The organism is Hydrogenophaga sp. Root209 (assembly GCF_001428625.1).
GTDB lineage: Bacteria > Pseudomonadota > Gammaproteobacteria > Burkholderiales > Burkholderiaceae_C > Hydrogenophaga.
In genome coordinates this window covers 195,160-219,954 of the sequence record NZ_LMIE01000033.1, presented here as the reverse complement: position 1 = coordinate 219,954, position 24,795 = coordinate 195,160, and the positions used below count along the sequence as shown (strand labels likewise).

General features: G+C 63.6%; 26 protein-coding genes and 1 tRNA gene. 10 read left to right on the top strand and 17 right to left on the bottom strand.

Annotated elements, in window-relative coordinates; all coding sequences use genetic code 11:
- Positions 1 to 4 precede the first annotated feature (4 nt).
- From ASE11_RS23915 to ASE11_RS23895, 5 genes are all read right to left on the bottom strand, one after another.
- A complete protein-coding gene (locus ASE11_RS23915; protein WP_162258086.1) occupies positions 5 to 1,186 on the bottom strand; it encodes a tyrosine-type recombinase/integrase in 1,182 nt (393 codons plus the stop codon).
- Positions 1,187 to 1,420: 234 nt separating this feature from the next.
- The gene (locus ASE11_RS23910) at positions 1,421 to 3,577 is read right to left on the bottom strand and encodes a hypothetical protein (protein WP_056277911.1); all 2,157 of its coding nucleotides are present in this window, start codon (positions 3,575 to 3,577) and stop codon (positions 1,421 to 1,423) included.
- A gap of 11 nt (positions 3,578 to 3,588) precedes the next feature.
- Positions 3,589 to 4,047 carry a hypothetical protein gene (locus ASE11_RS23905; protein ID WP_156406475.1) on the bottom strand — a complete coding sequence of 153 codons (459 nt, stop codon included), beginning with the start codon at positions 4,045 to 4,047 and terminating at the stop codon, positions 3,589 to 3,591.
- Positions 4,048 to 4,143: 96 nt separating this feature from the next.
- A complete protein-coding gene (locus ASE11_RS23900; protein ID WP_156406474.1) occupies positions 4,144 to 5,628 on the bottom strand; it encodes a hypothetical protein in 1,485 nt (494 codons plus the stop codon).
- An 11-nt stretch (positions 5,629 to 5,639) separates the two neighbouring features.
- Entirely contained in the window at positions 5,640 to 6,056 is a 417-nt protein-coding gene (locus tag ASE11_RS23895) for a CesT family type III secretion system chaperone (RefSeq protein WP_056277904.1), read from the bottom strand.
- Between the two features lie 47 nt (positions 6,057 to 6,103).
- Between ASE11_RS23895 and ASE11_RS23890 the strand changes: the two genes are divergently transcribed.
- Together ASE11_RS23890 and ASE11_RS23885 are read left to right on the top strand one after the other, a co-directional pair.
- Complete coding sequence (locus tag ASE11_RS23890) at positions 6,104 to 6,841, top strand: RNA polymerase sigma factor (RefSeq protein WP_082585993.1); 738 nt, start codon at positions 6,104 to 6,106, stop codon at positions 6,839 to 6,841.
- A gap of 13 nt (positions 6,842 to 6,854) precedes the next feature.
- Positions 6,855 to 7,436: a GNAT family N-acetyltransferase gene (locus tag ASE11_RS23885; RefSeq protein WP_082585992.1), complete on the top strand. Its 582-nt coding sequence runs from the start codon at positions 6,855 to 6,857 to the stop codon at positions 7,434 to 7,436.
- Positions 7,437 to 7,442: 6 nt separating this feature from the next.
- Here the strand turns inward: ASE11_RS23885 and ASE11_RS23880 are convergent, their stop codons facing one another.
- Positions 7,443 to 8,678 (bottom strand): DEAD/DEAH box helicase, encoded by a 1,236-nt coding sequence (locus ASE11_RS23880; protein ID WP_056277891.1) that lies wholly within the window; start codon positions 8,676 to 8,678, stop codon positions 7,443 to 7,445.
- 74 nt (positions 8,679 to 8,752) lie between these two features.
- Here ASE11_RS23880 and ASE11_RS23875 point away from each other — a divergent pair, with 74 nt between their 5' ends.
- Entirely contained in the window at positions 8,753 to 9,115 is a 363-nt protein-coding gene (locus ASE11_RS23875; RefSeq protein WP_056277888.1) for a translation initiation factor Sui1, read from the top strand.
- Between the two features lie 21 nt (positions 9,116 to 9,136).
- Here ASE11_RS23875 and ASE11_RS26050 read toward each other — a convergent pair whose 3' ends face one another.
- From ASE11_RS26050 to mfd, 8 genes are all read right to left on the bottom strand, one after another.
- Entirely contained in the window at positions 9,137 to 9,286 is a 150-nt protein-coding gene (locus ASE11_RS26050) for a lmo0937 family membrane protein (RefSeq protein WP_156406473.1), read from the bottom strand.
- Between the two features lie 9 nt (positions 9,287 to 9,295).
- Positions 9,296 to 9,661, bottom strand: coding sequence for a hypothetical protein (locus tag ASE11_RS23870; protein ID WP_056277885.1), 366 nt, complete (start codon positions 9,659 to 9,661; stop codon positions 9,296 to 9,298).
- Positions 9,658 to 10,041, bottom strand: a complete 384-nt coding sequence (locus ASE11_RS23865; protein WP_056277881.1) for a hypothetical protein — start codon at positions 10,039 to 10,041, stop codon at positions 9,658 to 9,660. The genes ASE11_RS23870 and ASE11_RS23865 overlap by 4 nt, the downstream gene beginning before the upstream one ends.
- A 17-nt stretch (positions 10,042 to 10,058) precedes the next feature.
- Positions 10,059 to 10,448: a hypothetical protein gene (locus ASE11_RS23860; protein ID WP_056277879.1), complete on the bottom strand. Its 390-nt coding sequence runs from the start codon at positions 10,446 to 10,448 to the stop codon at positions 10,059 to 10,061.
- Positions 10,449 to 10,507: 59 nt separating this feature from the next.
- Positions 10,508 to 10,708 (bottom strand): glycine zipper 2TM domain-containing protein, encoded by a 201-nt coding sequence (locus ASE11_RS23855; protein ID WP_156406485.1) that lies wholly within the window; start codon positions 10,706 to 10,708, stop codon positions 10,508 to 10,510.
- Between the two features lie 66 nt (positions 10,709 to 10,774).
- Entirely contained in the window at positions 10,775 to 11,092 is a 318-nt protein-coding gene (locus tag ASE11_RS23850; protein ID WP_056277872.1) for a BON domain-containing protein, read from the bottom strand.
- A gap of 160 nt (positions 11,093 to 11,252) precedes the next feature.
- Entirely contained in the window at positions 11,253 to 11,975 is a 723-nt protein-coding gene (serB, locus tag ASE11_RS23845) for a phosphoserine phosphatase SerB (protein WP_056277869.1), read from the bottom strand.
- Between the two features lie 52 nt (positions 11,976 to 12,027).
- Entirely contained in the window at positions 12,028 to 15,549 is a 3,522-nt protein-coding gene (gene mfd, locus ASE11_RS23840) for a transcription-repair coupling factor (RefSeq protein WP_056277866.1), read from the bottom strand.
- Between the two features lie 139 nt (positions 15,550 to 15,688).
- On the opposite strand from mfd, the gene ispD reads away from it, so the two are divergent.
- Entirely contained in the window at positions 15,689 to 16,423 is a 735-nt protein-coding gene (gene ispD, locus ASE11_RS23835; protein WP_235501441.1) for a 2-C-methyl-D-erythritol 4-phosphate cytidylyltransferase, read from the top strand.
- Complete coding sequence (ispF, locus tag ASE11_RS23830; RefSeq protein WP_056277863.1) at positions 16,420 to 16,923, top strand: 2-C-methyl-D-erythritol 2,4-cyclodiphosphate synthase; 504 nt, start codon at positions 16,420 to 16,422, stop codon at positions 16,921 to 16,923. The genes ispD and ispF overlap by 4 nt, the downstream gene beginning before the upstream one ends.
- Before the next feature lie 119 nt (positions 16,924 to 17,042).
- Here the strand turns inward: ispF and ASE11_RS23825 are convergent, their stop codons facing one another.
- The gene (locus ASE11_RS23825; RefSeq protein WP_056277860.1) at positions 17,043 to 18,446 is read right to left on the bottom strand and encodes an ATP-binding protein; all 1,404 of its coding nucleotides are present in this window, start codon (positions 18,444 to 18,446) and stop codon (positions 17,043 to 17,045) included.
- Positions 18,446 to 19,177: a two-component system response regulator OmpR gene (ompR, locus tag ASE11_RS23820; protein ID WP_056277857.1), complete on the bottom strand. Its 732-nt coding sequence runs from the start codon at positions 19,175 to 19,177 to the stop codon at positions 18,446 to 18,448. Before ompR ends, ASE11_RS23825 begins: the two co-directional genes overlap by 1 nt.
- Positions 19,178 to 19,229: 52 nt before the next feature.
- Here ompR and ASE11_RS23815 point away from each other — a divergent pair, with 52 nt between their 5' ends.
- Both ASE11_RS23815 and ASE11_RS23810 read left to right on the top strand, forming a co-directional pair.
- On the top strand, positions 19,230 to 19,643 hold the full coding sequence (locus ASE11_RS23815; RefSeq protein WP_156406472.1) for a hypothetical protein: 414 nt from the start codon (positions 19,230 to 19,232) through the stop codon (positions 19,641 to 19,643).
- Positions 19,640 to 20,377 carry an SIMPL domain-containing protein gene (locus ASE11_RS23810; protein ID WP_056277851.1) on the top strand — a complete coding sequence of 246 codons (738 nt, stop codon included), beginning with the start codon at positions 19,640 to 19,642 and terminating at the stop codon, positions 20,375 to 20,377. Before ASE11_RS23815 ends, ASE11_RS23810 begins: the two co-directional genes overlap by 4 nt.
- A gap of 64 nt (positions 20,378 to 20,441) precedes the next feature.
- On the opposite strand, the gene ASE11_RS23805 is transcribed toward ASE11_RS23810, so the two are convergent.
- Entirely contained in the window at positions 20,442 to 21,212 is a 771-nt protein-coding gene (locus tag ASE11_RS23805) for a 3-hydroxybutyrate dehydrogenase (protein ID WP_056277848.1), read from the bottom strand.
- 86 nt (positions 21,213 to 21,298) lie between these two features.
- On the opposite strand from ASE11_RS23805, the gene ASE11_RS23800 reads away from it, so the two are divergent.
- The 3 genes from ASE11_RS23800 to ASE11_RS23790 all read left to right on the top strand — a co-directional run bounded on the left by ASE11_RS23800 (position 21,299) and on the right by ASE11_RS23790 (position 24,657).
- The gene (locus tag ASE11_RS23800) at positions 21,299 to 22,219 is read left to right on the top strand and encodes an alpha/beta fold hydrolase (RefSeq protein ID WP_056277846.1); all 921 of its coding nucleotides are present in this window, start codon (positions 21,299 to 21,301) and stop codon (positions 22,217 to 22,219) included.
- Positions 22,220 to 22,232: 13 nt separating this feature from the next.
- On the top strand, positions 22,233 to 24,533 hold the full coding sequence (locus tag ASE11_RS23795; protein WP_056277843.1) for a RelA/SpoT family protein: 2,301 nt from the start codon (positions 22,233 to 22,235) through the stop codon (positions 24,531 to 24,533).
- 47 nt (positions 24,534 to 24,580) lie between these two features.
- Positions 24,581 to 24,657, top strand: a tRNA-Val gene (locus ASE11_RS23790).
- The last annotated feature ends 138 nt before the right edge of the window (positions 24,658 to 24,795 follow it).

The following is a 24,795-nucleotide window of genomic DNA, read 5'->3' as shown; positions in this document are numbered from 1 at the left end:
TGGATCAGACGGTCAGTTTGGCCAGTGCAGCAGCAGCGTGGTCAGCCCTGAGGTGTCCATAGTGGCGCTCAATCATTGCGACACTGGTCCCACTCAATTGGGCTACCGTGAGCAGATCAAGGCCACCCGTGACCAGATCAGTAATGACGCTGTGGCGCAGGGTGTATGCAGTGACTCCATCGCGCAGCTCCGCCGCGGCCAAGGCTGCCTTGATCGGCTTCTTCCAGGCGTCTTTGTTCCAAGCTTGGCCATCCTCTCGGCGAAAGATGCAAACATTTGGTGGCTTGTGCTCGCAAAGCTTTGCAAACATGGCCGCCGTGGCGGTAGGCAACTTGATCTTGCGATCCTGTCCGGCTTTGTCTTTGCCGATCGTCAGCACCGACAACCGGGACTCGAAGTTGGCAGCTTTCAAGGACGCCAGAGCGCCAGGGCGCAGAGGTACGGAGGACAACCCAGTTAGAAAGATGGCAAGGTCACTGTGCGCCTTCTCGATCAGCTTGCGGCGCTGTTCAAGATCGATGTAAACGTCACGGCGTCCATCAGCATTTTTGGTAGGGCGTAGCGCGACCCGCCAAGCCATGTCCGTGGTGACATCGCCTGCGTCATGGGCATAGTTCAGGGCTGCGCGCAGGGCCGCAATATCCCGGTTCACACTGGATGCCGCCCGTGGCCGGGTAACCGGTATTTCGCGACTGTCTCGATTCACTTTGACTGGCGTGAGCGCCATCGCTTTGCGCCAATTTTCTATGCGCGTTTTGGTCAGTTTCGAAAGATCAATATCTGCGAGCACTGGATCGTCGTAGACCCATCTTCTGAACCGCATTTCGAGATCGTCAGCGGGTTCGTTCCCCCGAATGGCGCGGACGTGCTTGACGTACCGTTTGCAAGCCATGCTTACCGTCACCGCTTCAGAGGACCCGCCTTTGCCAAGATGCGAAAACCAAGTCTCTGCCGCCTTCTTTGCCTCGTCAAAACGTTGAGAGGGGATCTTGTCATCGAACTCCCCCAAGCTGCGTTTGTCTCGTTTTCCCGTGTCTGCAGAACGGTATCGGGCAACCCAGGTGCCTGTTGAAGTTGAAGTCATCTTGCGGAACCCGAGCATGCAGCCCGACGAGAGCTTGATCCAGTAGGGTTCTGCTCGTGGCTTGAGCTTGCTACGTGAGTCGACCGTATCGATTCTTGCCATGATTTGGTCCTTGGGGTGAGGAAGTAGTGGGCCAAAAGTGGGCCAAACACTATTCAACACCTTGGGATTTCGGGAGACAAGCTTCATAGACAAACGGGGTCCCAGATGGTCCCGCAAAGTCCCGTTTCCCGTCATTCACACGGCAGGGGTCGCAGGTTCGAACCCTGCACCGCCCACCAAAACATCAACCCCCGTTGGCTTCGGCCACCGGGGGTTTTCGTTTTGGGCCACCGTTCAGTGGTGATCGCTGCTGGAACTCGATGAACCGGAGGTGTTGGAACTGCCGCTGATCCTGACTTGAGGCAGCCTCGGCAGCTTCATCTCATCGCCTGAGCCCTCGTCTTCGCTGCTGTACGCCGGCATGTCGGCCGGCTCCATGGCGCCCTGCGGGTTTTCCTCGTCATCCATTGCAGGCAGTGTGGTGTCTGGCGCCATGCCCAAACATTTGCGCACGCCCTTGATGGCCCGTGTGGCGATGCCGGCCACCCCATGAATGCCGTATTCCCACGCCGACAGACCGTACAAGGTCTTGGCTGTCCAGCCGACGATGGCGTTAGCGGCCACGGTGCTCGCGGTGAAGGTGGCGATGGCCATCTGGTCCGGGGTCAGGCCGATGATGTTGAGCGGTTCGCCGACCAGCGTGGTGTTGTGCATGGCCGCCTGTGCCATGGCGTCGGTGCGGTGCTGGTCGTACTCCATCAGCGACATGCCCAGCAAAATCGCCTGGCTGGTGGTCGTGGCCAGCACCGTCATGTAACCCAGCACCCGCGCGACGCTGCGTATCTGCAAGGGTGCACCGTCCAGCCAGGGCTCGGGAGCCGCGCTTTCGCCCACCATTGAAGACATGATCCGCTTGGCCGCCTGGTTGGCTCTGGCGTTGCGTGTTTCCAGGTTGTTGAGCTCCTTTCGGCTCCGCTTGGCCGCGGCCAATATGGTTTTGAGCGATTGGCGCAGCTGCCCATGGGTGGCGAACAAGGTGGCCTCGTAGCTCAGCATGTCGTTCCAGTGCACATCGGTTTCGTGGTGCGTGGCCCGGTACTCTTCGACACGTTTGAGCATGTCTTCGATTTTGTAGATCAGGTCGAACGCATCGGTACACCGCTTGCGCCACAGCTCCACGGTCATGCGGGCTGTTTCCTTCTTGGCCTGCAGCACCGCTGGGTGCCCGCCATCGGAAAGATCCACACCCTGGTACTTCGCGCGCCACACGTTCTGCCATTCGAACATCGAGATCATGGCGATGGAGCCGAGCACGGTGTGGGTCACCATGTCGGATACCCGTGCCAGAGCGCTGCCCATGCCGAGTTTCCAGAACAGGTTGGCCGCACCCGACATGCCGTTGAGCACCGTGAAGGTGTGCACCGGGATTTCGTCGGTGATGAAGGAGCGCGTGCGCGCCGCGCCCACCACCGCGCGCGAGGGGTCGATCTGTCCAACCTTCACCGTGCCATCGTCGTGGCGCTCGGGTACCTTGGCGTTCGAGCGCAGTCGCCGGGGAATGCACGAACTGCCATCAGCATGCTTGCCGCCCTCCCGCTTGATCAGCCCGTCCACGATGGCGTTCATGATCTTGCGGTACTTCTCCTCGTCGGCGGCATTGCCCTCCAGCCAGGCGCGGATGTAGAGGGCGTGCGCGGTCTGGTAGTTGATGTAGGCCGCCTGATCGGGTGAGCCGTAGCTCACACCCGCGCTGCGCCAGGCTCCGCCATAAGGCTCACCAAAGATCACCTGCGTGAACGGAACGCCCAGCATGGTGAACAGCGGGGCGTAAAGAGCGGCCGCAGGCAGACCACAGGCCACCATGGCAGCACCATAGGCATTGCCCGCCACCTTGCCCAGGCCAAAGGTCAGCCAGTACATCACCATGGCGGCGTAGGTGCTGGTGCGAATGCGCCGGTTGCGCAGGTCCTTTTCACGGGCCAGGGTATCCTGCTTCGCCTGTTCGTTGACGATGACCATGTCGGGCACCCGCGTCATCAACTCGGCCTGGGCACTTGCCGACAGCGCGGACATGGCCTCCATCTGCTTCAGCAACTTGGTGACCCAGGCCGCACCCTCGTTGACCATGCCCTGTGAATCGCGCGGTGTGGGCACCATCATGATGTCGATGCGGGGCGACATGGGGCCGGGCGACGTGGATTTGGGTGAGCCGGGTGCGGAATGGCCGAGTGAGCTCGACAAATCGAACCGCGCGCGTTTGCTCAGCGGCGGGCTGCTCTGGGCCAAGGTGGCGGTGGGCAGGGGAGGCAAAGACGGCAGGGGCGGCATCTGCAAGTGCTCTCCCTCCGGGAGGCCGCCAAAAATTTTGCTGAATGCCAGCAAGTCCTCGTCTTGCGCTTGACGCCCTTCGTGGTCCGATCCGTGCTCGTCGTCGTGATCTGAAATCTCCATGGGGGTTCTCCTCAGGCGTGGGTTGCTTTGTCGAGCATGGCGTCCTGGAGGAACCAGTCCGGATCCAGCAGGCCTTTGAGCAGGCCGCTGCGCCAGCTCAGCACCAGATCGGCGAAGCCCTGGATGGACTTGGCCAGTTGTTCGCCTTTGGTGTTGGCGTCGGTGGGCATGCCTACGCTGAACAGGACGCGGTCGTGGCTGGCGTCGTAGCAAAAAAGGCCATTGAGATCGCCCATCCACAGCATTTGCTGAGCCAGCAGGGCTTCGTAAACGGCCTGGCGCGCTTTGGGCTCGGGTGCGCCCACTTCCAGGATGAGCTGAACACCGGCGGGGAACGAGGTCTTCATCATCAGTTCGATGTCCACGCCGTGGATGGTGATGGGCTGGCCCAGACCAAGGGCGGTGCTGTCTTTCAGAGCGAGTGTTTTGCTGGCTTCGGCGCAGAGTTGAGCAAAAAATTTGGGGTCCATGATGATCAATCGTTGAAATGAGGATGGGGAAAGAAGCCGCGAGCGCCGTGCGCGGTGTCTGACAAAGCAGCCTGCGCGGCGCTCTGGTGTCGTTATTTAAAGTTTGGCTTTGCTTAAATAATTGGTTTTGAACGTCACATTGGTTTCCCATAGTGGCGGTTTGCTCTTGTCTATGATGCTGGTGGCAATCAAACGCAATTCATCAGGTTTCACCAATTTCTTCTGAAGGTTGGCAATTTCCGGTGGGATTGGTTTTTTCTCCAATTCGTTCAGCCGCAGCGCCAGTCCGACATCGATACCATCCTGAACTGCTTGTTTGATGGCCTCTTTCACGCTGAGGGGAATCTCATTGTCTTGCCGCATGTCTGCCAGAATCATGGCGTAGGGCAAGCAATATTTTTCATACGCTCGAACCACAGGGCGGGCATTCACGAGCAGGCGCTGGTAATTGTCGTAACGAAGTGCTTTGCTCACGCTTTTGTCGATGGTGATGAAAACCTTTGCGTAAAGATCGGCGGTTGCGCCCCAATGCGCGTGAGTGTTCGGAGACAAGGAATCCGAACCGAAGAGGAAACGCGTTGGATAATCTGAAAGCAAATTGCAGAAGGCCTTGACTTTGGCATCGTCGTCAACAACATCTCCCTGCGATCTGCGCAGAAGTTGCTTGGCAACGGTATCCCAGGAAATATCGAAATACACATGGCTGTGGGCTTTCGAATCCAGGATTTTCTTTAGCCGCTCCAAATGGCCATCGCTGATGCCGGAATATTTGCCCAGTCCCCCAGCGTGCGCCCAGATGATCTTGGTGTTGACGCAGTCCGGGTCGGCCAGAAAGGCCTTGATGGGTTCGAAGTAAGCAGGAGGAGCACCCTCACGCCTGTCGAATGGCATGACATCGACATCGCAGTGCAAGACCACCGGCATGCCGATCACACCGCAGGTTTTCATGAGGCCTTTGAGGCCCTCGGATCGGTCGGTCAGGTTGGCCTGGTGCTGAATGGGCACTTTTCTTTCGACCCACTCCTTGTGAACCGTGATCTCGCCCACCCCGGTAAACACACCGGGATTGTTCGAGAGTTTGCGCAACAGGTCTTCCGAGCAGCGCAGATCCCCCAACACCAAGCCTGTGATCATTGGGTCAAAGCGCTTTTTCTGCTCTTCACTCAATTGTTTGTAGCGTGTGGCGGTGTCCGAGTCGACACCTTGGTTGTAAGCCAAAGGAGCATCCTTTGCGATCTCTTCTTCATAAGTTTTGCGATCGACTTCCCATTTATCGAACCGAACCACTTCGTTGGAGATGTAATAGTTGGCTTGTGGGGTAGGATGGCCGGTGGCGGGGCTGTAATCTTTGTTACCGCCGCACCCGCAAGCCAACACATTGGTCGGAATGGGCGACAAAGTGGTATACATGATTTTCAGGTCATCCATGGCGCTCAGCAAAAGCAGAGGATCTGTGCCTTGCTGAGCGTAATTCGTGGGATGGAAATGCACATCGGCAACCTTGTACCGTTTCTGGGTTTTGGCAACCCCTATGCTCGGTGAAGGTTTTGTGGATGCATGAAACAATACATCGAATTCCATGATGCATCCTTTTAAACTTTGGCACCGATCTGGACACCGCTGAAGTAGCTTTTTTGCCATTCCTGGCTCAAACCTACTGCGCCTTTGATCTCTTCCACAAGTTGATCAAGGGTGGTGGTATTGGCATCCAGGGAAATGGTGAAGATTGCGTGGCCATTGGCGGGTGAAATGCTGAAACGGGAATAGGCGACAGCGAAGGCGTCGTAATTCTGTTTCAGAAGATTTATGAACGCTACTTCCGCATTTTTGGCGGGAGGGGGGCCCATATCGGCATAAACGAAAAACCGATCTCGATCAATGGCCGCGTCGTGCAAGAGTGAACACAAGGTGCCTGAGGCGTCAAACGCGCCGGCTTCGATGATGTGCTTGGGATCCAGGCCAGCTTTGGTCGCAAACGCGGTGGCCAGTTTTTCAAAGTTCGGGTTCATGGTGTGGGATGGAATAGGGGTAACTGGGACCAAGCCTGGGCTTGAACATGCATGACCGGACTGTCTGCACACAGCGTGAGTGCAGGGCCGGCGCCCAACGTGCCGCTCTCTGCGGTTTCAAGCCCAGTGGTCCGACAGTGGTGCAGGTGCCCTGGTGCAAAGACACGATGTACGCGGCCGGGCAGGTGCCTCAGGCTGAGGTCATGTCAGACCTTTCTCTCCTCCCCGGCCCCCCGCTTTCAGACACCGTCGCTGCCTTGGAAAACGAGGATTTGTCTTCGGCCTTGCGGGCTCCCGTGGACTGGGGGAGCGAGTTTCAAACGCAGGCCCGCTCCATACGGCGTTGGCTCACCCGCCGGGTTGGTTCGACCGTGGATGCCGAAGACATGGTGCAGGACACTTTTCTGCAGGCGCACCGGGGCGGCCACCGCTTTCGCGGTGACTCGCGCCCGTCCACCTGGCTCTACGGCATCGCGTTGAATCTGTCGCGGCGTTGGCTGGCCGCGCAGGGTGCCTCTAGGCGTTTGCATGAACCGGAGATTGACGAGGAAATCGGTCTGTCGTCGGAGCCGGGCCAATTGTTGGCCAGTCGGCAGGCACTGGCAGCCCTGGACCGCGCCATGGCTGTGCTGCCAACAACGCAGGCAGAGGTGTTGTGGTTGGTCGCGGTGGAGGGTCTGGGCCGCGATGAAATCGCCCTGCGATTGGCCATCACCCCCGGCGCAGTGCGGTCCCGCTTGTCGCGTGCCCGGGCTCAGTTGCGCACGGTGATGGGCTCGGCTTGACCACCGTTTGCCGATGTGGCGCCGTGTTTTCAACATCGGAGGGGGAGGGCATCTGGAGCCGCTGTGCGTTGAGCACGCAGGTCTGATGGCGCGTCTGCTGGACGATTTCGAGGGCGCGCACTGGACGGCCATTGCGCGCCCCGATCCGGACGATCCTGTGCCGTGGGTGCTCACGCGCCTGAGCAAGACGCCAGCCTGCTATGTGGTTTTCCAGGGCGAGCAGCCCGTGGGATACGCGCAGCTGCGCCTGGAGGAGGACGTGGGGAGCCCGGCGCTGTGGTTGACGCCATCCCTGCGCCAGCGCGGGCATGGGTCGCGGGTCATACGCGGTTTGGCGGGCCTGGCCGAACGCGCTCGGCTCAATGCCCTGGTCACGGGCATACGCCACGGGAACGTGGCCTCGTGCGCCGCTTTTCAGCGCTGTGGCTGGGCCAGGACCGACTGGCGGGTGGGCGCGCCTTTCAGCGACTGCGGGATCTGGGCGCTGGCCGTGAATGGAGCGGCTTCGAGGTCTGCGCTGAATCTGGCTGCTTTGCGGTTCTACAGAGCATCGGCTCCCTTGCTCGGGCTGCACCTGCACGCTGCCGTGCCATGAAGGCGCTCAGCCCGGCTTGGCCGCGGCGGCCGCGCGCAGCTTGTCCTTTTTGCTGGGGCGTTTGCCTTTGACGCCGCCGCCAGCCTCGCTCACCGGTGCCACCTCGGTGGGCTCCAGCCCGGGCACCACTTCCAACGGCAAGCTCAGCCCTTGGCGTTTTTCGATCAGGCGCCAATGCGCCTCGGTGGCCGGGGTGACGAAGCTCACGGCCAGACCGCTGGCACCTGCGCGACCGGTGCGGCCGATGCGGTGCACATAGTCCACGGCAGAGCGGGGCAGGTCGTAGTTCACCACCACCGGCAACTGGCTGATGTCGATGCCGCGCGCGGCCAGGTCGGTGGTCACCACCACGTCCCAGCGCTTTTCCTTGAATTCGTCCAGTGCTTGCTTGCGCGCGCCCTGGCTCAGGCCACCATGGAACGAGGTGGCGTACAGGTCGCCCTGATGCAACTTGGAGGCCACGCGTTCGGCCAGGTACTGCGTGGCCACGAACACCAGCACGCGTTGCCAGCCCTGCGTCTTGATGAGCTGGCGCAGCAACTGCGTGCGGCGTGTGCTGTCGACCAGAAAGGCCTGCTGAAGGATCACCGCTTCGTCGACTTCAACGCCGGGCACGTCGATGCGCTGCGGCTCGCGCAGCAGGGTGCTGGCCAGTTCCTGCACGGCGGGCGGGAAGGTGGCCGAGAAAAAGAGGTTCTGGCGCACGGGGGGCAGCAGCGCCAGCACACGGGCGAGTTCGTCGGCAAAACCGAGGTCGAGCAGGCGGTCGGCTTCGTCGAGCACCAGCAGCTCCACACTGGCAAGTTTCAGGGCGTTGTGCTCGACCAGATCGAGCAGGCGCCCTGGCGTGGCCACCACCACATCGGCACCGCCGCGCAGGGCCAGCATCTGCGGATTGATGGAGACACCGCCAAACACCACGGCTGTCTTGGTCTTGGTGGGCAGGTGTTGCGCCAGGCTGCGCACCACTTCACCGACCTGCGCCGCCAGCTCGCGCGTGGGCACCAGCACCAGCGCGCGTACGCGCCGGGGTGTGTGGCCGGGGCTGACCATGAGGCGCTGCAGCAGCGGCAGCACATAGGCGGCGGTCTTGCCGGATCCGGTCTGGGCGGTGGCGAGCACGTCACCCCCGCTGAGCACGGCAGGAACCGCAGCATGCTGAATGGGGGTGGGGGTGGTGAAGCCGAGTTCGGCCGCGGCTTGGGCGAGGGCGGGCGCGAGGCCCAGAGCGTGGAATGGCATGGCGTTGGAATGGTTCGGCCCAGTGTACCGGTGGTGCGGGTGCAAGCGGGCGGAGCGCGCTACGATCCAGCCCCATGAAAAGCAAGCTCTCCACCGGCGGTCTGGTTTATTCCACCGAAGCAGGTCGCATGTGCCCCACGTGCCGCCAGCCGGTGGCGCAATGCGTGTGCAAGCAGGCCACGGTCGTGCCGGCGGGCGACGGCATGGTGCGCGTGTCGCGCGAGACCAAGGGGCGCGGCGGCAAGGCTGTTACCCTGGTGAAAGGGGTGGCCATGGAAGCGCAGGATCTGGCCGCACTGGGCAAGCAGTTGAAAGCTGCGTGTGGATCGGGCGGCACCGTGAAAGACGGCGTGATCGAGATCCAGGGCGATCACGTCGAGAAGGTGATGGCGGCGCTCCAGGCGCGCGGTCACACCGTCAAACGCGCGGGGGGCTGAGGCCGTTCAGCCCTCGTGGCGTCAGAAGGGCTTGCGTCCGCTGATCAGGCGCAGCAGCACCATGACAACGGCGATCACCAGCAGCACGTGGACGAAGCCGCCCAAGGTGGTGGAGGTGACCAGGCCGAGCAGCCAGAGGACGAGCAGCACGACGGCGATGGTGTAGAGCATGGTGATTCCTTATTTCAATCGAGCAGTGGGACGTTTGCGGATCTGGCTCCACCAGGCGAGCACGCCGATCACCGTGATGGTGACCACAGTCAGCAGCGGCCGGCGGCGCAGCAGGCCCAGGCCCGTGCCCAGTGCCAGCACACTGGTTGTGGATGAGCGCTTCTCACGCGGCTTCATCCACCATCTCGTGAGTGCTCCGAAGGCCAGGCTGGCCAGGGGATGGTTGCCGATGCGCTGGACCCATGGCAGCGCCGAGAGCTGGCCCAGACCGCTGTGCGCAAAGGCTTCGCGACGCTCGTGATCGGTGTCCAGCCACAGCATCATCTGGGCGCGACTGCGCGCAAGGCGCTGCTGGGCAGATTCAGCTGGGTTCATGGCGCGGTGGTTCTGCGCAACATGGCCGCGTCCTGCGCAAGCTGCTCGCGCAGCGTTGCAAAGGCGGGCTCCACCGGGTTGCTGTTGGACACCCAGAGCGCCAGCGCACCCAGCAGGGCTGGAACCAGCGGGACGAACCACAACAACCAGGGCTGCTGCATCGACGCCGCAGGCAACGACGCCCACAGCAACACGGCCACGCCGCCGAGAATGGTTGCCACCATCAGACCCAGAAGGCCGACGATCTGCAGGGTGACGCGCCGTTTGAGTTGCGCACCGCTGATGGCCAATTCTTCCGCCAGCAGGCCGGCATAGCCTGCGGCGTGTTCCGCCAGCAATTGCGGTTGTGACGCCGCGAGGCGGAACACGGGGTGAAGCATGGACGTTGCGCCCGCGATCAGCGGCCGGAGTGGTGGTTGCGGCTGAACAGGGCCACGAGCGCCATCAGACCAGCGCCCACCGCGGCAGCCATGAGCACCGACTTCATGGGTTCGTGCTGGATGTAGGTCGTGGCCGTGTCTTTGGCATGCAGCGATCTTTCGCGCAGCTGGTCTGCACCGTCGCGCACCTTGTCGATGCCACGGTGCAGCAGCACGTCCGAGTCGGAGGCCAGCTGGCGCAGCGCCTGTCCGGTTTCCGAGCGTGCATGCTCCAGTCCGTTGGACATTTCATGCAGGCCTTGGCCGATGCCGCTGCGGGCTGAATGGGCAGCACGTTCCGCGGTTTGCGCCGCGTCGTGAGCCAGGGTGGAGAGCTCGTCTCCCACGTATTTATCAGACTTGATCATGGGCGTCTTTCATAAGGGTGGAACAGTGGACCCGAAGCCGGCGCTGGCCGGCTTGTGGATCACTTCTTGGTGTCGACCTGATTGCCGATCAGGCCACCGATGGCGGCACCTCCCAGGGTGCCCATCGTGCTGCCGCCGGTGAGGACGGCGCCGCCGACCGCACCAGCACCTGCACCAATGGCGGTGTTCTGGTCCTGGCGCGACATGCCGCTGCAGGCTGTGAGGCCGGCGAGCAGTGCGATGGAAGCTGCGATCGTCATCGAGCGCGATGCAATGGATTTCATGGTGGTCTCCTTGATGTTGACCGTAGAAGGGGCAACTGCGGCTTACTTCAGACGCATGTCGTTCTTGACCGACTTCACGCCGGCGACGCCTTGCGTCACGGCCACGGCGCGTTGGATGTCGGCTTGCGAATTCACGAAGCCGCTGAGCTGCACGGCGCCCTTGAAGGTTTCGACGTTGATTTCCGCCGACTTGAGGGACGCGTCATTGAAGATCGCGGCCTTCACCTTGCCGGTGATGGCGGTGTCGTCCAGATACTGGCCGGTGCTGGCCTGCTTGGAGGTGGAGGAGCACCCGGCCAAGGTCAGGACGGAAGCGGCCACGGCGAGCATGACGATGGGGAAGAATTGACGTGTTTTCATGGAGTGTTCCTTGGAGTTGCTGAGACGCGTGGCCCAACATGTTTGCAAGGTCACCGCATGGTGCAGGGCATGAAGCCCTACCGCCAATGAGCAGACTCTAAAAGGAGATTTGCGCACCGTCTGTGCGCTGTCGCACCCTCATGCAAAGGGAGGCGACGCCTCAGCGCAGGACGCTGAGCAGGCGGTCGAGTCCGCCTTCGTTGATGGCCACCATCGCCTGCGCGCGCACCGCGGGCTTGGCGTGGTACGCCACCGAAAGACCGGCCACACCCATCATGGGCAGGTCGTTGGCACCATCGCCCATGGCGATGCACTGGGCGGGCTCGATGCCCAGCAGCGAGGCCACTTCAAGCAGGGTGCGGCGCTTCTCGGCGCCGTCGCAGATGTCGCCCCAGGGCTGGTCGACCATGCGGCCGGTGAGCTGGCCGCAGTTGGGGCCGCTTTCCACTTCCAGCACGTTGGCGCGCGTGAAGTCGATGCCCAGGGTCTGGCGCACGCGCTCGCTAAAGAAGGTGAAGCCGCCCGAGACCAGCAGCACTTTCAGACCCGCGGCCTTGCAGGCGGTGATGAGCTCGGCCGCGCCGGGGTTGATGCGCAGGCGCTCGGTGTAGACCTGCTCCATGTCGGCGATGGTCACGCCGCGCAGCAGCGCCACGCGCTGGCGCAGGCTGTCCTTGTAGTCGGCGATCTCGCCGCGCATCGCGGCTTCGGTGATGGCAGCCACCTCGGCTTTCTTGCCCACGGCATCGGCGATCTCGTCCACGCACTCGATGCTGATGAGGGTGGAGTCCATGTCGAAGGCGATCAGCTTGAAGTCGCTGAGCTTGAGCGGCGGTGTGAAGCCTTGAACGGTGAGGCCGGGAGCGAATTCGGTGGTGGTCATGGGTTGGCGGGGGCTTCGACAGGCTCAGCCCGAACGGATGGGTCGAGTGCCTTCAGGCGGTGACGGGTTGTTGGATGGGTTGGCCGAGCGAACGCAGCACGTCGCGCACCAGCTGCACGCGGTCTTTCACTTCAGGCAAGGAGCGTTCGATGCGCAGCTTCTCGTTGCCGGCGAGCTTGATGTGGCGGTTCTTCTGGATCAGTTCGATGATGCGCATCGAATCGAACGGCGGGTTGGGGCGGAACGTGATCTGGATCACACCGGGCGCTGCGTCCACCTTCACCACACCGTAAGGCGCGCTGAGAACGCGCAGGCGGTGCACGTCCACCAGCGTCTGCGCTTGTGGTGGCAGCTTGCCGAAGCGGTCCACGATCTCTTCCAGCAGACCGTCCACCTGGTCGGTGGTTTGCGCGGTGGCGAGCTTCTTGTAGAACGACAGGCGCAGGTGCACATCGCCACAGTAGTCGCTGGGCAGCAGGGCCGGTGCGTGCAGGTTGATGTCGGTCGTGACCGAGAGCGGCGAGAGCAGGTCGGGCTCACGGCCGGCCTTGAGCGAGCGCACGGCTTCACTGAGCATCTCGTTGTAGAGCTGAAAGCCCACTTCCAGCATGTTGCCGCTCTGGTTCTCGCCCAGTACCTCGCCGGCGCCGCGGATCTCCAGGTCGTGCATGGCCAGATAAAAGCCGCTGCCGAGTTCTTCCATCTGCTGGATGGCGTCCAGCCGCTGCGCGGCCTGCTTGGTCAGGCCCTCGATGTCAGGGACCATGAGGTAGGCGTAGGCCTGGTGGTGGCTGCGGCCCACGCGCCCGCGCAGCTGGTGCAGCTGGGCCAGGCCGAACTTGTCGGCGCGCGCCATCACGATGGTGTTGGCGGTGGGTACGTCGATGCCGGTCTCGATGATGGTGGAGCACAGCAGCACATTGAAGCGCTGCGCCACGAAGTCGCGCATCACGCGCTCCAGCTCGCGCTCGGGCATCTGGCCGTGGGCAATCGCAATGCGCGCCTCGGGCAACAGCTCTTCGAGTTTTTGCCGGCGGTTCTCGATCGTGTCGACCTCGTTGTGCAGGAAGTACACCTGCCCGCCGCGCTTGAGCTCGCGCAACACGGCCTCGCGGATCACGCCGTTGCCCTCGTTGCGCACGAAAGTCTTGATGGCCAGGCGGCGCTGCGGTGCGGTGGCGATCACGCTCAGATCACGCAGGCCTTCGAGCGCCATGCCCAGCGTGCGCGGGATCGGTGTGGCGGTGAGCGTGAGCACATCGACCTCGGCGCGCAGCGCCTTCATCTGCTCCTTGTGGCGCACGCCGAAGCGGTGCTCCTCGTCGATGATGAGCAGGCCGAGGTCTTTGAACTTCACGCTTTCGCTGAGCAGCTTGTGCGTGCCGACCACGATGTCCACCGAGCCGTCGGCCAGGCCCTTGGCGGCGGCGGTGATTTCTTTCGCCGAACGAAAGCGGCTCATCTCGGCGATCTTCACCGGCCACTTGGCAAAGCGGTCCACCAGCGTCTGGTGGTGCTGTTCTGCCAGCAGGGTGGTGGGCGCGAGCAGGGCCACCTGGCGCCCGCCGGTCACGGCCACGAAGGCGGCTCGCAGCGCCACCTCGGTCTTGCCGAAGCCCACATCGCCACACACCAGCCGGTCCATCGGGCGCGGGCTGATCATGTCCTGGATGACGGCGTGGATGGCCGCGCGCTGGTCGGCGGTTTCCTCGAAACCGAAGTCGTTGGCGAACACCTCGTAGTCCTGAGCCGAGTAGCGGAAGGCGTGGCCCTGGCGCGCAGCGCGGCGGGCATAGATGTTGAGCAGTTCGGCTGCGGCGTCGCGCACCTGCTCGGCCGCCTTGCGCTTGGCCTTTTCCCACTGGCCGCTGCCCAGGCGGTGCAACGGCGCCTCGTCGGCACCCACGCCGGTGTAGCGGCCAATCAACTGCAGTTGACTCACCGGCACATAGAGCACGGCCTTGTCGGCGTATTCCAGGTGCAGGAACTCCATCAACGCTGGCGTGCCATCGGCGTTCTTCTCGCCCATGTCCAGGTTGATCAGGCCGCGGTAGCGCCCGATGCCGTGGGCGATGTGCACCACCGGGTCGCCCAGGTTGAGCTCCGAGAGGTCCTTGATCAGCGCGTCGACATCGCTGACCTGCTCTTGCTTCTTGCGCCGACGCGTGGTGGGGCTCGCTGCGAACAGCTCGGTCTCGGTGACGAAGTCGATGCCGTCTTCGAGCCACGAAAAACCGGTGGACAGCGCAGCCGTGGCAATGCCGAGCTTCTCGCTGCTGGTCTGGAACTCCAGCAAGGAGTCGAAGGCCGGCGGATTGACGCCGCTGGCGCGCAGGAAGTCGAGCAGACTCTCGCGCCGACCGTCGCTCTCGGCCAGCAGCAGCACGCGCTGCGCGGTGTTGCGGATGTGGCCCTGCAGGCGCGAGAGCGGGTCTTCGGCGCCGCGCACCACCGAGAGGTCTGGCAATCCGTTGAATTGCACAAACGCCGTTCGGGCTGAGCCTGTCGAAGCCTCGCCGAGCCCTTCGACAAGCTCTGGGCGAACGGATTTGATGGCGAGCTGCGCGTGCTCGTTGGCCCGCGCATAGAACTGCTCCACGCCCAGGAACAGCGACTCGGGTGGCAACACCGGGCGCTCCGGGTCGCCGTGCACCAGGCGGTAGCGGTCTTTCGTGTCCTGCCAGAAGCGCTGGAAGGCCGGCTCCAGGTCGCCGTGCAGCACCACGGTGGCGTCCGCACCGAGGTAGTCGAACACGGTGGCGGTGTCGTCGAAGAACAGCGGCAGGTAGTACTCGATACCGGCGGTGGCCACGCCGTTGCCCATGTCTTTGTAGATGCGGCTCTTGGTAGGGTCGCCGTCGAGCAGCTCGCGCCAGCGGCTGCGGAATTTCGCGCGCGCGCCGTCGTCCATGGGGAATTCGCGCCCGGGCAGCAGCCGCACCTCGGGCACCGGGTACAGGCTGCGCTGGCTGTCGGGGTCGAAGGTGCGGATGCTGTCGATCTCGTCGTCGAACAGGTCCACGCGGTAGGGCACGGGGCTGCCCATGGGGAAGAGGTCGATCAGGCCGCCGCGCACCGCGTACTCGCCCGGGCTCACCACTTGCGTCACATGCTGGTAGCCCGCCAGTGTGAGCTGGCTCTTCAGGCGGGCTTCATCCAGTTTCTGCTTGACCTTGAACTGGAACGTGTAGCCGGCCAGAAACGCCGGCGGCGCCACGCGGTACAGCGCGGTGGTAGCGGGCACCAGCACCACGTCGGCGCCGGTCTCCTTGTCGCGCTGCGAGATGCGCCAGAGGGTGGCCAGCCGTTCGCTGATCAGGTCCTGGTGTGGCGAGAAAGTGTCGTAGGGCAGGGTCTCCCAGTCGGGGAACAGGGCGCATCGCAGCTCGGGCGCGAAGAACGACATCTCGTCGATGAGCCGCTGCGCGTCGTTGGCGTCCGACGTGATGATGGCCGTGAGCCGACCCGCGGCCTTGTCGCGCGCGGCCAGCTTCGCCAGCAACAGCGCGTCGGCCGAGCCACCTGGGTGGGGCAGGGTGAAGCGTTTGCCGGGGGTGAGTTTGGGCAGGTCCATGAAGGGCAGTGGTCGGCGCGCGGTGCGTTGCGGTTGGCAGGCAGGCGATCCGGGCGTGCGCCCGGAGCGTCCATGACGAACACCCCCGGCTCGGCAGAGCAGGGGGTGTGTGAGCCGTGATTTTAGAATGCAGCCACCCATGCCCGATGCCGCCCACGAATTGACCCCCCACACTTCTACCGAGGCCGGCATCCGTTGCCATGCCTTGCTGCCGTGCGCCGGCACCGGCTCGCGGGCCGGTACCGAGGTTCCCAAGCAGTACCAGCCCATCCTCGGTTTGCCGATGGTGTTGCACACCCTGGTGGCCTTGCGGGCTGTGCTCCGCCTGGATCGCCTCGTGGTGGTGGTGGCCCCGGGCGATGATTTCTGGGCCCTGGGTTACCCCGGTGTGACGGCACTGCGCTGCGGCGGCGGCACGCGCGCGCAGAGCGTGTTCAACGGTTTGCAGGCCTTGCTGGACCAAGGCACGGATCCGGCCGACTGGGTGCTGGTGCACGATGCGGCGCGCTGCCTGATCACCGCGACCATGGTCAACGCACTGATCGATGCGTGCCAGCACGACCCGGTGGGTGGCTTGCTCGCGATTCCCTTGCCCGACACGCTCAAGGCCGAGGCCCATGGGCGCGTGACGACCACGGTGGACCGCGCGGGCAAGTGGCTCGCGCAAACGCCGCAGATGTTTCGCCTGGGGGCGCTGCATGCCGCGCTGGCCGCCACCGCCTCGCAGGGTTTTGCGGGTGTGACCGACGAAGCCAGCGCCATGGAGATGGCCGGACACCGGCCGTTGCTGGTGCCGGGCAGCACCCGCAATTTCAAGATCACCTACCCCGATGACTTCGCGCTGGCCGAAGCCGTCTTCAGGAGCCGCGCATGAACACCCCGATCCCGGTCCCGACGTGGCGCATCGGCGAGGGCTGGGACGTGCATGCGCTCGTGCCGGGCCGCAAACTCATCATCGGTGGCGTGCACATCCCGCACAGTCAGGGTCTGCTGGGCCATTCCGATGCCGACGTGCTGCTGCACGCCATCACCGACGCCTTGCTGGGGGCCGCGGCACTCGGCGACATCGGTCGCCATTTTCCAGACACCGATGAGCGTTTCAAGGGAGCGGATTCGAGCGTGCTGCTGAACGAGGCCGCGCGCCGCGTTCGTGAGGCGGGCTTCGAGATCGGCAACGTCGACAGCACCGTGATCGCGCAGGCGCCCAAGCTGGCGCCGCACATCCCGGGCATGGTGGAGGGCATCGCCCGCACGCTGGGCGTGACGGTCGCTCAGGTCAATGTGAAGGCCAAGACCGCCGAGAAGATCGGCCCGGTGGGGCAGGGCCTCTGCATCGAAGCGCGGGCCGTGGCCATGCTCTTCGTGCGGGCCTGATACGGACTCGCAATCAAAGCGATAACGGCGTTGCTTCGCCTTGCCGTGCTACAGCACTGTCTGCGGCTTCGCGCCTTGTTCTCACTTTGATTGCAGATCCGTATGAGCCCCGGGCGGGATCAGGCGGGAGCGCGCTGCAGCTTCAAGTGGGCCGAGAGGCCGCCCGTGCTGCTGTTGGCCAGCGCAAAGCGCCCACCCATGCGAGCGATGGCACGGTCGACAATGGCCAGGCCCAGGCCGGTGCCGGTGGCCGAGGTCCGTGAGACATCGCCCCGGAAGAACGGCTGAGTCAGTTGCTCCAGGATCTCGGGGTCAACGCCTTGTCCATGGTCGCGCAGCTTGATCAGCACCCAATCGTCCTTGGGTTTTGCAGCAATGTCCACGCGCGCCACCCCGGTGCGGGGGTCACGGCCGTAGCGGCAGGCGTTCTCCAGCAGGTTGGCAAACACGCGCTGCAGCTCCACCGCATCTCCCATCACGATGGTGTCGGGCGGGATGCTGGTGGTGAACACGTTGCGTTCGTCGTCGCCCAGCGCAAACACCGCCGCATCGACCACCTGGTTAAGGCTCACCCGGTCGGGCTTGATGTGGTCAGGTCGCGCGTAGTCGAGGAACTTGTCGATGATCGAATTGACCTGCTCGATGTCTGCCGCCATGTGCTCCCGGGCGATGGGGTCGGCCACGCTCATCTCGGTTTCCAGCCTCAGCCGTGACAGCGGTGTGCGCAGGTCGTGCGAGATGCCGGCGAGCATGAGCGCGCGGTCCTGCTCGATCTTGGACAGACGTTGCGCCATGCGGTTGAAACCGATGTTGACCTCGCGGATTTCGCTGGTGGCCACGGTTTCGTTGAGCTGGCTGGCGTTGAAGTCACCCTCCCGCACGCGGCTGGCCGCGAACGACAACTTCTTCAGCGGCCGGTTGATCAAACGGGCGATGAGTGCCGCACCGGTGAGCGAGAGCAGGGCGGCCGTGCCCAGCCAGATCAACCAGGTGGTGCCCGCCACAGGGCCGATGCGCGACGGATCGGTGAGCAGCCAGTAGGGGTCGCCGTCAATGTTGAAACCAATCCAGAGACCCGGTGTTCCGTTGACTTCACGCGCCACCAGGGTGCCGGGCCCCAGGCGACCGCTCAGGCGCTCGGCCACGTTGCGGCTGAGCACATCGGTGTCGTAGAGGCGGAAGGTGTCGTTGGGCTCGCGCGGCGCGATGCGCAGGCCTTCTTCGTCCGCCAGGGTCTTGATCAGCGAGACCCGTGCAATCGAATCCGAGTGCACCAGGGCCGCACGGCTCAGGTTGACCAACGAGGCCAGCTGGTTGGCGCTTTGCAGCGCCCGGGGTTCGTATTCGAGCGCGCGGAAGGTCTGCAGCCAGGCCACGATGCAACCCACCAGCAGCAAGGCCAGAAAGAAGAAGGTGCGCCAGAACAGACTGAAGCCGCGGCTGGGCCTCAGTTCCAGCGGAGCAGGTGCGGTCTCCAGTGAAGTGGGATGGGTCTCAAAAGGAACCCGCGACTCTTCCGACATCAGGCGTTGCCGTCCGGCACGAAGACATAGCCCACGCCCCACACCGTCTGCAGGTAACGCGGCGAAGCAGCGTCTTCCTCAATGAGCTTGCGCAGGCGGGAGACCTGCACGTCCAGGCTGCGGTCAAACGGCTCGAACTCGCGTCCGCGGGCCAGTTGTGCCAGCTTCTCGCGAGACAGTGGCTGTCGCGGGTGGCGCACCAGCGCCTTGAGCATGGCGAACTCGCCGGTGGTCAGGGGAAGGTCGGAGCCTTCCTTGCGCAGCGTGCGCAGGCTCAGATCGAACTCGAAGGGGCCGAAGTTCACGACTTCCTGATCCTGCGAAGGTGCACCGGGCACTTCGGTGGGGGGGCGGCGTCGCAACACGGCGTGGATGCGGGCCAGCAGTTCACGCGGATTGAACGGTTTGCCCAGGTAGTCGTCGGCGCCGACTTCGAGGCCGACGATGCGGTCGACGTCTTCGCTCTTGGCGGTGAGCATGATGATCGGCGTGCGGTCGCCGTTGGCGCGCAGGCGGCGGCAGATGGACAGGCCGTCTTCGCCCGGCATCATGAGATCGAGCACGATCAGATCCACCGAATCGCGCTGCAGAACCCGGTTGAGCGACTTGCCGTCTTCGGCCAGCATGACCTCAAATCCCTCCTGCATGAGATAGCGGCGCAGCAGGTCGCGGATACGGACGTCGTCGTCGACCACGAGGATCTTGTTGGGGCGTGCGTTGTTTTGTGGCATGTAGGCAACTTCCTGAATATGTAACAAACGCGATTGTGGCAGCGCCAAGTGCTTGTCAGCACTGGATTTTTATTTTCCTGACATGCTGTTACAGATGTTGCCCGCGCGCTCGAACCGTTCACGGCGCACACATCACACAATGACCAGATTGACGATACTTGAGCGGACCATGAAAACGTATTTGCCTTTGGGCTTGATCATGTTGACACTGGGTTCGGCGCATGCTGCGCCAGGTGATCAGCGCGTGCATCCGATGCCCACCAACGCATCGGTGATGGTCATGCCCATTTCGGTGGATGAAGGAGGGGAATCCCGCAACGTTCTTCGTCTGCGCGATGTGCTTCGGCAACCCTTTGACGACATGGAGGACAACGCCAAGCCTTACCGCTTGTCCGTTGAAGAGCGCCTGCGACTGCGCGAACAGCTTCGCGGCCAGTCGCCGCATGAGAACCGATTCAAACCATGACCTTGTCAGCCCAACGTTCCGTTCAACTTCCCCGTTTCCGCACTCTTCTTTTCTCATCTCTCATCGCCATCGGCTCCCTGGCACACGCCCAGGGCGTTCAGCCCCCACCTCTCAACGTCGTCAACCTCTCGGCCAGCGGCTTCCTCGAAGCACCGCAAGACTGGCTGAGCATGAGCCTGAGCACCACGCGCGAAGGACCGGATGCGGTCACGGTGCAGAATCAACTCAAGGCGGCGCTCGAATCCGCTCTGGCGGTCGCCCGTGCCAGTGCCCAGCCCCAGCATCTTGAGGTGCGCACCGGTCAGTTCAGTCTGTACCCGCGCTACACCGACAAGGGCAAGATCAGTGGCTGGCAGGGCAGCACCGAGCTGGTGCTTGAAGGACGCGACTTCGCCCGCATCAGCACCACCGCCGGCAAGATCCAGACGCTCACCATGAGCAACATGGGCTTCTCACTCTCACGCGAAGCTCGACTGAAACTGGAATCCGACGTGCAGGCGATGGCCATCGAGCGTTTCAAGTCGAAGGCGGGCGAAGTGGCCAAGGGCTTCGGCTTCGCCGGCTACAGCTTGCGTGAAGTGGCGGTGAGCTCGGCCGATCAGGAAGGTCGCCCATTCCAGCCACGCGCCATGGCCATGGAAGCCAAAGCCGCCATGTCGGATGCTGCCGTGCCGGTGGAGCCCGGAAAATCAACCGTCAATGTGACCGTGTCTGGTTCTGTGCAGCTGCGCTGATCGAACGCGCACGGCACCCGGCAAAAGGCCCGCAACGAGCGGGCCTTTTGTTTTTTGGACAGCGTTATTGCGCAGTCCAGCCGCCGTCCATGTTCCAGGCCACACCGCGCACGTTGTTGCCGGCAGGTGAACAGAAAAACACGGCCAACTCGCCCAGTTCTTCCGGCGTGGTGAACTGCATTGATGGCTCCTTTTCGCCCAGCAACTGTTTTTTTGCTTCTTCGTTGGAGATGCCCAGCGCGGCGGCCTTGGCGTCCACCTGTTTCTGCACCAGAGGCGTGAGCACCCAGCCTGGGCAGATGGCGTTGCAGGTCACGCCCGACGTGGCGTTCTCCAGCGCAGTGACCTTGGTCAGGCCGACGATGCCGTGTTTGGCCGCCACGTAGGCCGACTTCTCCGCCGAGCCGACCAGCCCATGCACCGAAGCCACGTTGATGATGCGGCCCCAGTTGGCCTTCTGCATCGCCGGCAGGGCCAGCCGGCTGGCGTGGAAGGCGCTGGTGAGGTTGATGGCGATGATCGCGTCCCAGCGCTCGACCGGGAAGTCTTCAATGCGTGCCACGTGCTGGATGCCTGCGTTGTTCACCAGGATGTCGACCTGCCCGAAGGTCTCGGCGGCAAAGGCCATCATGGCTTCAATCTCGGCCGCCTTGCTCATGTCCGCGCCGTGGTAGGCCACCTTCGCGCCCAGCGCTGCGATCTCGGCCTTGGGGCCTTCGGCATCACCGAACCCGTTGAGCACGATGTTGGCACCCTGGCGCGCCAGGGCCTTGGCGATGCCCAGGCCGATGCCGCTGGTGGAGCCGGTGACGAGGGCGGTTTTGTTGGCAAGCATGTGAAATCCCCACTTCCATTACGATTGATTGAACGGTGTCCGGTTCATTATCACGGACACATCTCGCCTCCCCATCTCCTCGCACCATGCAAGCACCCCAACTCCAACATCTCACCGTGGGCGGCGCTGCCGCTGCGACGGGTGCACCCCGCCGCCTGGCTTACTGGGATTGGTCTTGCCAGGCCGCTGATCACCTCGGTGTCGTGGTTTGCGTGCACGGCCTGTCGCGCCAGGGCCTGGACTTCGACACGCTGGCTCAGACGTTGCGCCAGCGCACACGGGTCATTGCGCTGGACGTGGCCGGTCGTGGCCACAGCGACCGGCTGGCCGATCCCATGGGGTACCAGATTCCCACCTACGCAGCCGACGCGGCGGCGCTGGTCACGCACCTGCGCGCCGACGCGCCCGACCTTCAGATCGACTGGGTGGGCACCAGCATGGGCGGCCTCATCGGCATGGCGATGGCAGCCCAGCCGCAGATGGCGCTGCGCCGCCTGGTGCTCAACGATGTGGGGCCGGTGATCCAATGGGAGGCGCTGCTGCGCATCGGCACCTACCTCGGACTCAACCCGTCGTTCGACAGCGAACAGGCCGCAGTGGCGTACCTGGCCTCCATCTCGGCCGGCTTCGGTCCCCACACGCCCGAGCAGTGGCAGGCGCTTTCGCGTCCGCTGCTGCGCGAGCGAGAGGGACGCTGGTGGTTGCACTACGACCCTGCGATTGCGGTGCCGTTCAAGGACATGACGGCCACTGCCGATGAGGCGCGGGCGCAGCAGATCGTGCAGGCGGGTGAGGCCGCCCTCTGGGGGTTGTACGACGCGATCCAGGCGCCCACGTTGCTGCTTCGTGGCGCGCAGTCCGACCTGCTCACGCCCGAGACGGCGTGGCAGATGACGCAGCGTGGGCCCAAGGCCACGTTGGTCACCTTCGGCGGCGTGGGTCACGCGCCCACGCTGGTGGCCGACGACCAAGTGGCCGTGGTGCGGGATTTCCTGTGGTCGAGTTGATGGGGAAACCGGCATGAAGCGCTCTCCATCCCCAGGACACGCCGAAACGGCCGAGGCGTCTTCCGCCGTGCCGTCGGCGATCGTGGCGGCCACTGCCGAGAGCCTGCCGCAACAGGCGCAGGCCTTGCAGCGCGCGCGGGCCTTTGCCGAACCGCTGCTGTCCCACGAGGAGCTCGACACCGGCGAGAACACCCTCGCGCACGCCGATGCCGTGGCCAATGTGCTGTCCGACATCGGTGGCTCCGAAGCCATGCAGGCCGCAGCCTATCTGGTCTATGCCTGCCAGTACCTGAACCGCCCTCAGGAAGTGATCACCAAGGCGTTCGGCGAAAACTTTGCTGCGCTTGCCCTGGAAACCACCAAGCTTGTGCAACTGCAGCGCCAGGCGCGCATCAAGACCGCCGAGGTGCAGGCCAAGAAGGAAGAAGAACGTCTGGCGGCGCTGGACCCCACAGTGGCTGCCCCGAACAAGGGGCCTGTGTCGGAACTGGCGGCCAGCCAGACCGAAAACGTGCGCAAGATGTTGCTGGCGTTCTCGCGCGACCTGCGCGTGGTCATGCTGCGACTGGCTTCCCGCCTGCAGACGTTGCGCTACTTCGCCGCCAGCAAGGGCGATCCGGGGCAGGCCCTCGCTAGCGAGTCGCTGCAAGTGTTCGCGCCCCTGGCAAACCGCTTGGGCATCTGGCAGATCAAGTGGGAAATGGAAGACCTGGCGTTCCGTTTCCTGGAGCCGCAGACCTACAAGGAAGTGGCCCGACTGCTCGATGAAAAGCGCGCAGAGCGCGAAGCCCATGTGGAGCAGGTGCGCCGGCAACTCGAAGACGATCTGCAACAACAAGGCGTGTCGACCTCCGTTCAGGGCCGACCCAAGCACATCTACAGCATCGTCAAAAAGATGCGCGGCAAGTCGCTGGACTTTGATCAGGTGTTCGACATCCGCGCGCTGCGCGTGATCGTGCCGCAGGTGGGCGACTGCTATGCCGTGCTGGCGCATGTGCACGCCCAATTCGTGCCGGTGGCTGACGAGTTCGACGACTACATCGCCAAGCCCAAACCCAACGGCTACCAGTCGCTGCACACCGTCGTGCGCGACGCTCAGGGCAGGGCGTTCGAGATCCAGATTCGCACACAGGCGATGCACGACCACGCCGAGCACGGTGTGGCCGCGCACTGGGCCTACAAGGAAGCCGGGTCCAAGGGATATGCGGGTGTGTCGGCCAGTTCCGACTACGACGCCAAGATCGCCGTGCTGCGCCAGCTGCTGGCCTGGGAGCGGGACCTCAGTGGGACGGCCCAGGGCCTGTTCGATGACCGCATCTACGTGCTCACGCCGGACGCGGCCATCGTCGAATTGCCGCAGGGCGCCACCGCGGTCGACTTCGCCTACACGGTGCACACCGACCTCGGCCATCGCTGCCGCGGCGCGCGTGTGGACGGGGCCATGGTCACGCTCAACACACCGCTGCAGAATGGTCAGACTGTGGAGATCACGGCCGCCAAGGAGGGCGGGCCTTCGCGTGACTGGCTCAATGGTGAGTTGGGCTATCTGGTCAGCCACCGCGCCAAGAGCAAGGTGCGAGCCTGGTTCAACGCGCAAGCCATGGAAGAGACCGTGGCGCGCGGACGCGAAGCGGTGGAAAAACTGCTGCAGCGTGAAGGCAAGACTGCGCTGAAGCTGGACGATCTCGCCATCGCAATGGGCCTGGCGTCGGCGCAGGAACTGTTTGAACAGGTGGGCAAGGACGAGTTGTCGCTGCGCGCCATCGAACAGCATTTGCGTCCGCCCGAAGTGGCCGCACCCGACGAAATGCCCGTGTGGCTCAAGAAGCCGCGCAAGAACTCCGGTGCATCAGCCGGTGGCGTGCTGGTCGTGGGCGTGGACTCGCTCATGACGCAACTGGCCAAATGCTGCAAACCTGCGCCGCCCGACGAGATCGGCGGGTTCGTCACCCGCGGCAAGGGTGTGAGCATCCACCGCGTCGACTGCACCGATTTCGCGCACCTGCAACGCAAGACTCCGGACCGCGTGATCGAGGTGCAGTGGAGTGGCCAGACCGGTGCCGGTCGGGACGGACAGGCCGCGGTGTACCCGGTGGATGTGGGAATCGAGGCGCAGGATCGGCAGGGCTTGCTGCGTGACATCTCGGACGTGTTTGCCCGGGAGAAGATGAACGTCATCGGCGTGCAGACCCAGTCGGTGCGAGGCGTGGCCTGGATGACTTTCACCATCGAAGTGGCCGATGCGCGGCAGGTCGCCAGGGCCATGGCGGTGGTGGGCGATGTGCCCGGCGTGCGCGTGGTTCGCCGGCGCTGAAAGCGCTCTTGAAGTGCTGCTATACTTCGCAGCTTCGAATCGTTTGTAGGCGCGTAGCTCAGCTGGTTAGAGCACCACCTTGACATGGTGGGGGTCGTTGGTTCGAGTCCAATCGCGCCTACCAAATTATTCCGGATGCAGAGCATCCAGCAACCAAGCCCGACCCTGAGTCGGGCTTTTTTGTGGCCTGCTCGGATTGTTCTCCTGAAAAGCGCGGAGATCGTTAGCATGCACAGGGAAAACCCATGCTGCGGGGGCGTTC

Excerpts from the sequence above, each read along its gene's own strand:
- ASE11_RS23915 (WP_162258086.1), bottom strand. The coding sequence starts at position 1,186 with ATGGCAAGAATCGATACGGTCGACTCACGTAGCAAGCTCAAGCCACGA.
- ASE11_RS23910 (WP_056277911.1), bottom strand. The coding sequence starts at position 3,577 with ATGGAGATTTCAGATCACGACGACGAGCACGGATCGGACCACGAAGGG.
- ASE11_RS23905 (WP_156406475.1), bottom strand. The coding sequence starts at position 4,047 with ATGGACCCCAAATTTTTTGCTCAACTCTGCGCCGAAGCCAGCAAAACA.
- ASE11_RS23900 (WP_156406474.1), bottom strand. The coding sequence starts at position 5,628 with ATGGAATTCGATGTATTGTTTCATGCATCCACAAAACCTTCACCGAGC.
- ASE11_RS23895 (WP_056277904.1), bottom strand. The coding sequence starts at position 6,056 with ATGAACCCGAACTTTGAAAAACTGGCCACCGCGTTTGCGACCAAAGCT.
- ASE11_RS23890 (WP_082585993.1), top strand. The coding sequence starts at position 6,104 with ATGCATGACCGGACTGTCTGCACACAGCGTGAGTGCAGGGCCGGCGCC.
- ASE11_RS23885 (WP_082585992.1), top strand. The coding sequence starts at position 6,855 with ATGTGGCGCCGTGTTTTCAACATCGGAGGGGGAGGGCATCTGGAGCCG.
- ASE11_RS23880 (WP_056277891.1), bottom strand. The coding sequence starts at position 8,678 with ATGCCATTCCACGCTCTGGGCCTCGCGCCCGCCCTCGCCCAAGCCGCG.
- ASE11_RS23875 (WP_056277888.1), top strand. The coding sequence starts at position 8,753 with ATGAAAAGCAAGCTCTCCACCGGCGGTCTGGTTTATTCCACCGAAGCA.
- ASE11_RS26050 (WP_156406473.1), bottom strand. The coding sequence starts at position 9,286 with ATGCTCTACACCATCGCCGTCGTGCTGCTCGTCCTCTGGCTGCTCGGC.
- ASE11_RS23870 (WP_056277885.1), bottom strand. The coding sequence starts at position 9,661 with ATGAACCCAGCTGAATCTGCCCAGCAGCGCCTTGCGCGCAGTCGCGCC.
- ASE11_RS23865 (WP_056277881.1), bottom strand. The coding sequence starts at position 10,041 with ATGCTTCACCCCGTGTTCCGCCTCGCGGCGTCACAACCGCAATTGCTG.
- ASE11_RS23860 (WP_056277879.1), bottom strand. The coding sequence starts at position 10,448 with ATGATCAAGTCTGATAAATACGTGGGAGACGAGCTCTCCACCCTGGCT.
- ASE11_RS23855 (WP_156406485.1), bottom strand. The coding sequence starts at position 10,708 with ATGACGATCGCAGCTTCCATCGCACTGCTCGCCGGCCTCACAGCCTGC.
- ASE11_RS23850 (WP_056277872.1), bottom strand. The coding sequence starts at position 11,092 with ATGAAAACACGTCAATTCTTCCCCATCGTCATGCTCGCCGTGGCCGCT.
- serB (WP_056277869.1), bottom strand. The coding sequence starts at position 11,975 with ATGACCACCACCGAATTCGCTCCCGGCCTCACCGTTCAAGGCTTCACA.
- mfd (WP_056277866.1), bottom strand. The coding sequence starts at position 15,549 with ATGGACCTGCCCAAACTCACCCCCGGCAAACGCTTCACCCTGCCCCAC.
- ispD (WP_235501441.1), top strand. The coding sequence starts at position 15,689 with ATGCCCGATGCCGCCCACGAATTGACCCCCCACACTTCTACCGAGGCC.
- ispF (WP_056277863.1), top strand. The coding sequence starts at position 16,420 with ATGAACACCCCGATCCCGGTCCCGACGTGGCGCATCGGCGAGGGCTGG.
- ASE11_RS23825 (WP_056277860.1), bottom strand. The coding sequence starts at position 18,446 with ATGTCGGAAGAGTCGCGGGTTCCTTTTGAGACCCATCCCACTTCACTG.
- ompR (WP_056277857.1), bottom strand. The coding sequence starts at position 19,177 with ATGCCACAAAACAACGCACGCCCCAACAAGATCCTCGTGGTCGACGAC.
- ASE11_RS23810 (WP_056277851.1), top strand. The coding sequence starts at position 19,640 with ATGACCTTGTCAGCCCAACGTTCCGTTCAACTTCCCCGTTTCCGCACT.
- ASE11_RS23805 (WP_056277848.1), bottom strand. The coding sequence starts at position 21,212 with ATGCTTGCCAACAAAACCGCCCTCGTCACCGGCTCCACCAGCGGCATC.
- ASE11_RS23800 (WP_056277846.1), top strand. The coding sequence starts at position 21,299 with ATGCAAGCACCCCAACTCCAACATCTCACCGTGGGCGGCGCTGCCGCT.
- ASE11_RS23795 (WP_056277843.1), top strand. The coding sequence starts at position 22,233 with ATGAAGCGCTCTCCATCCCCAGGACACGCCGAAACGGCCGAGGCGTCT.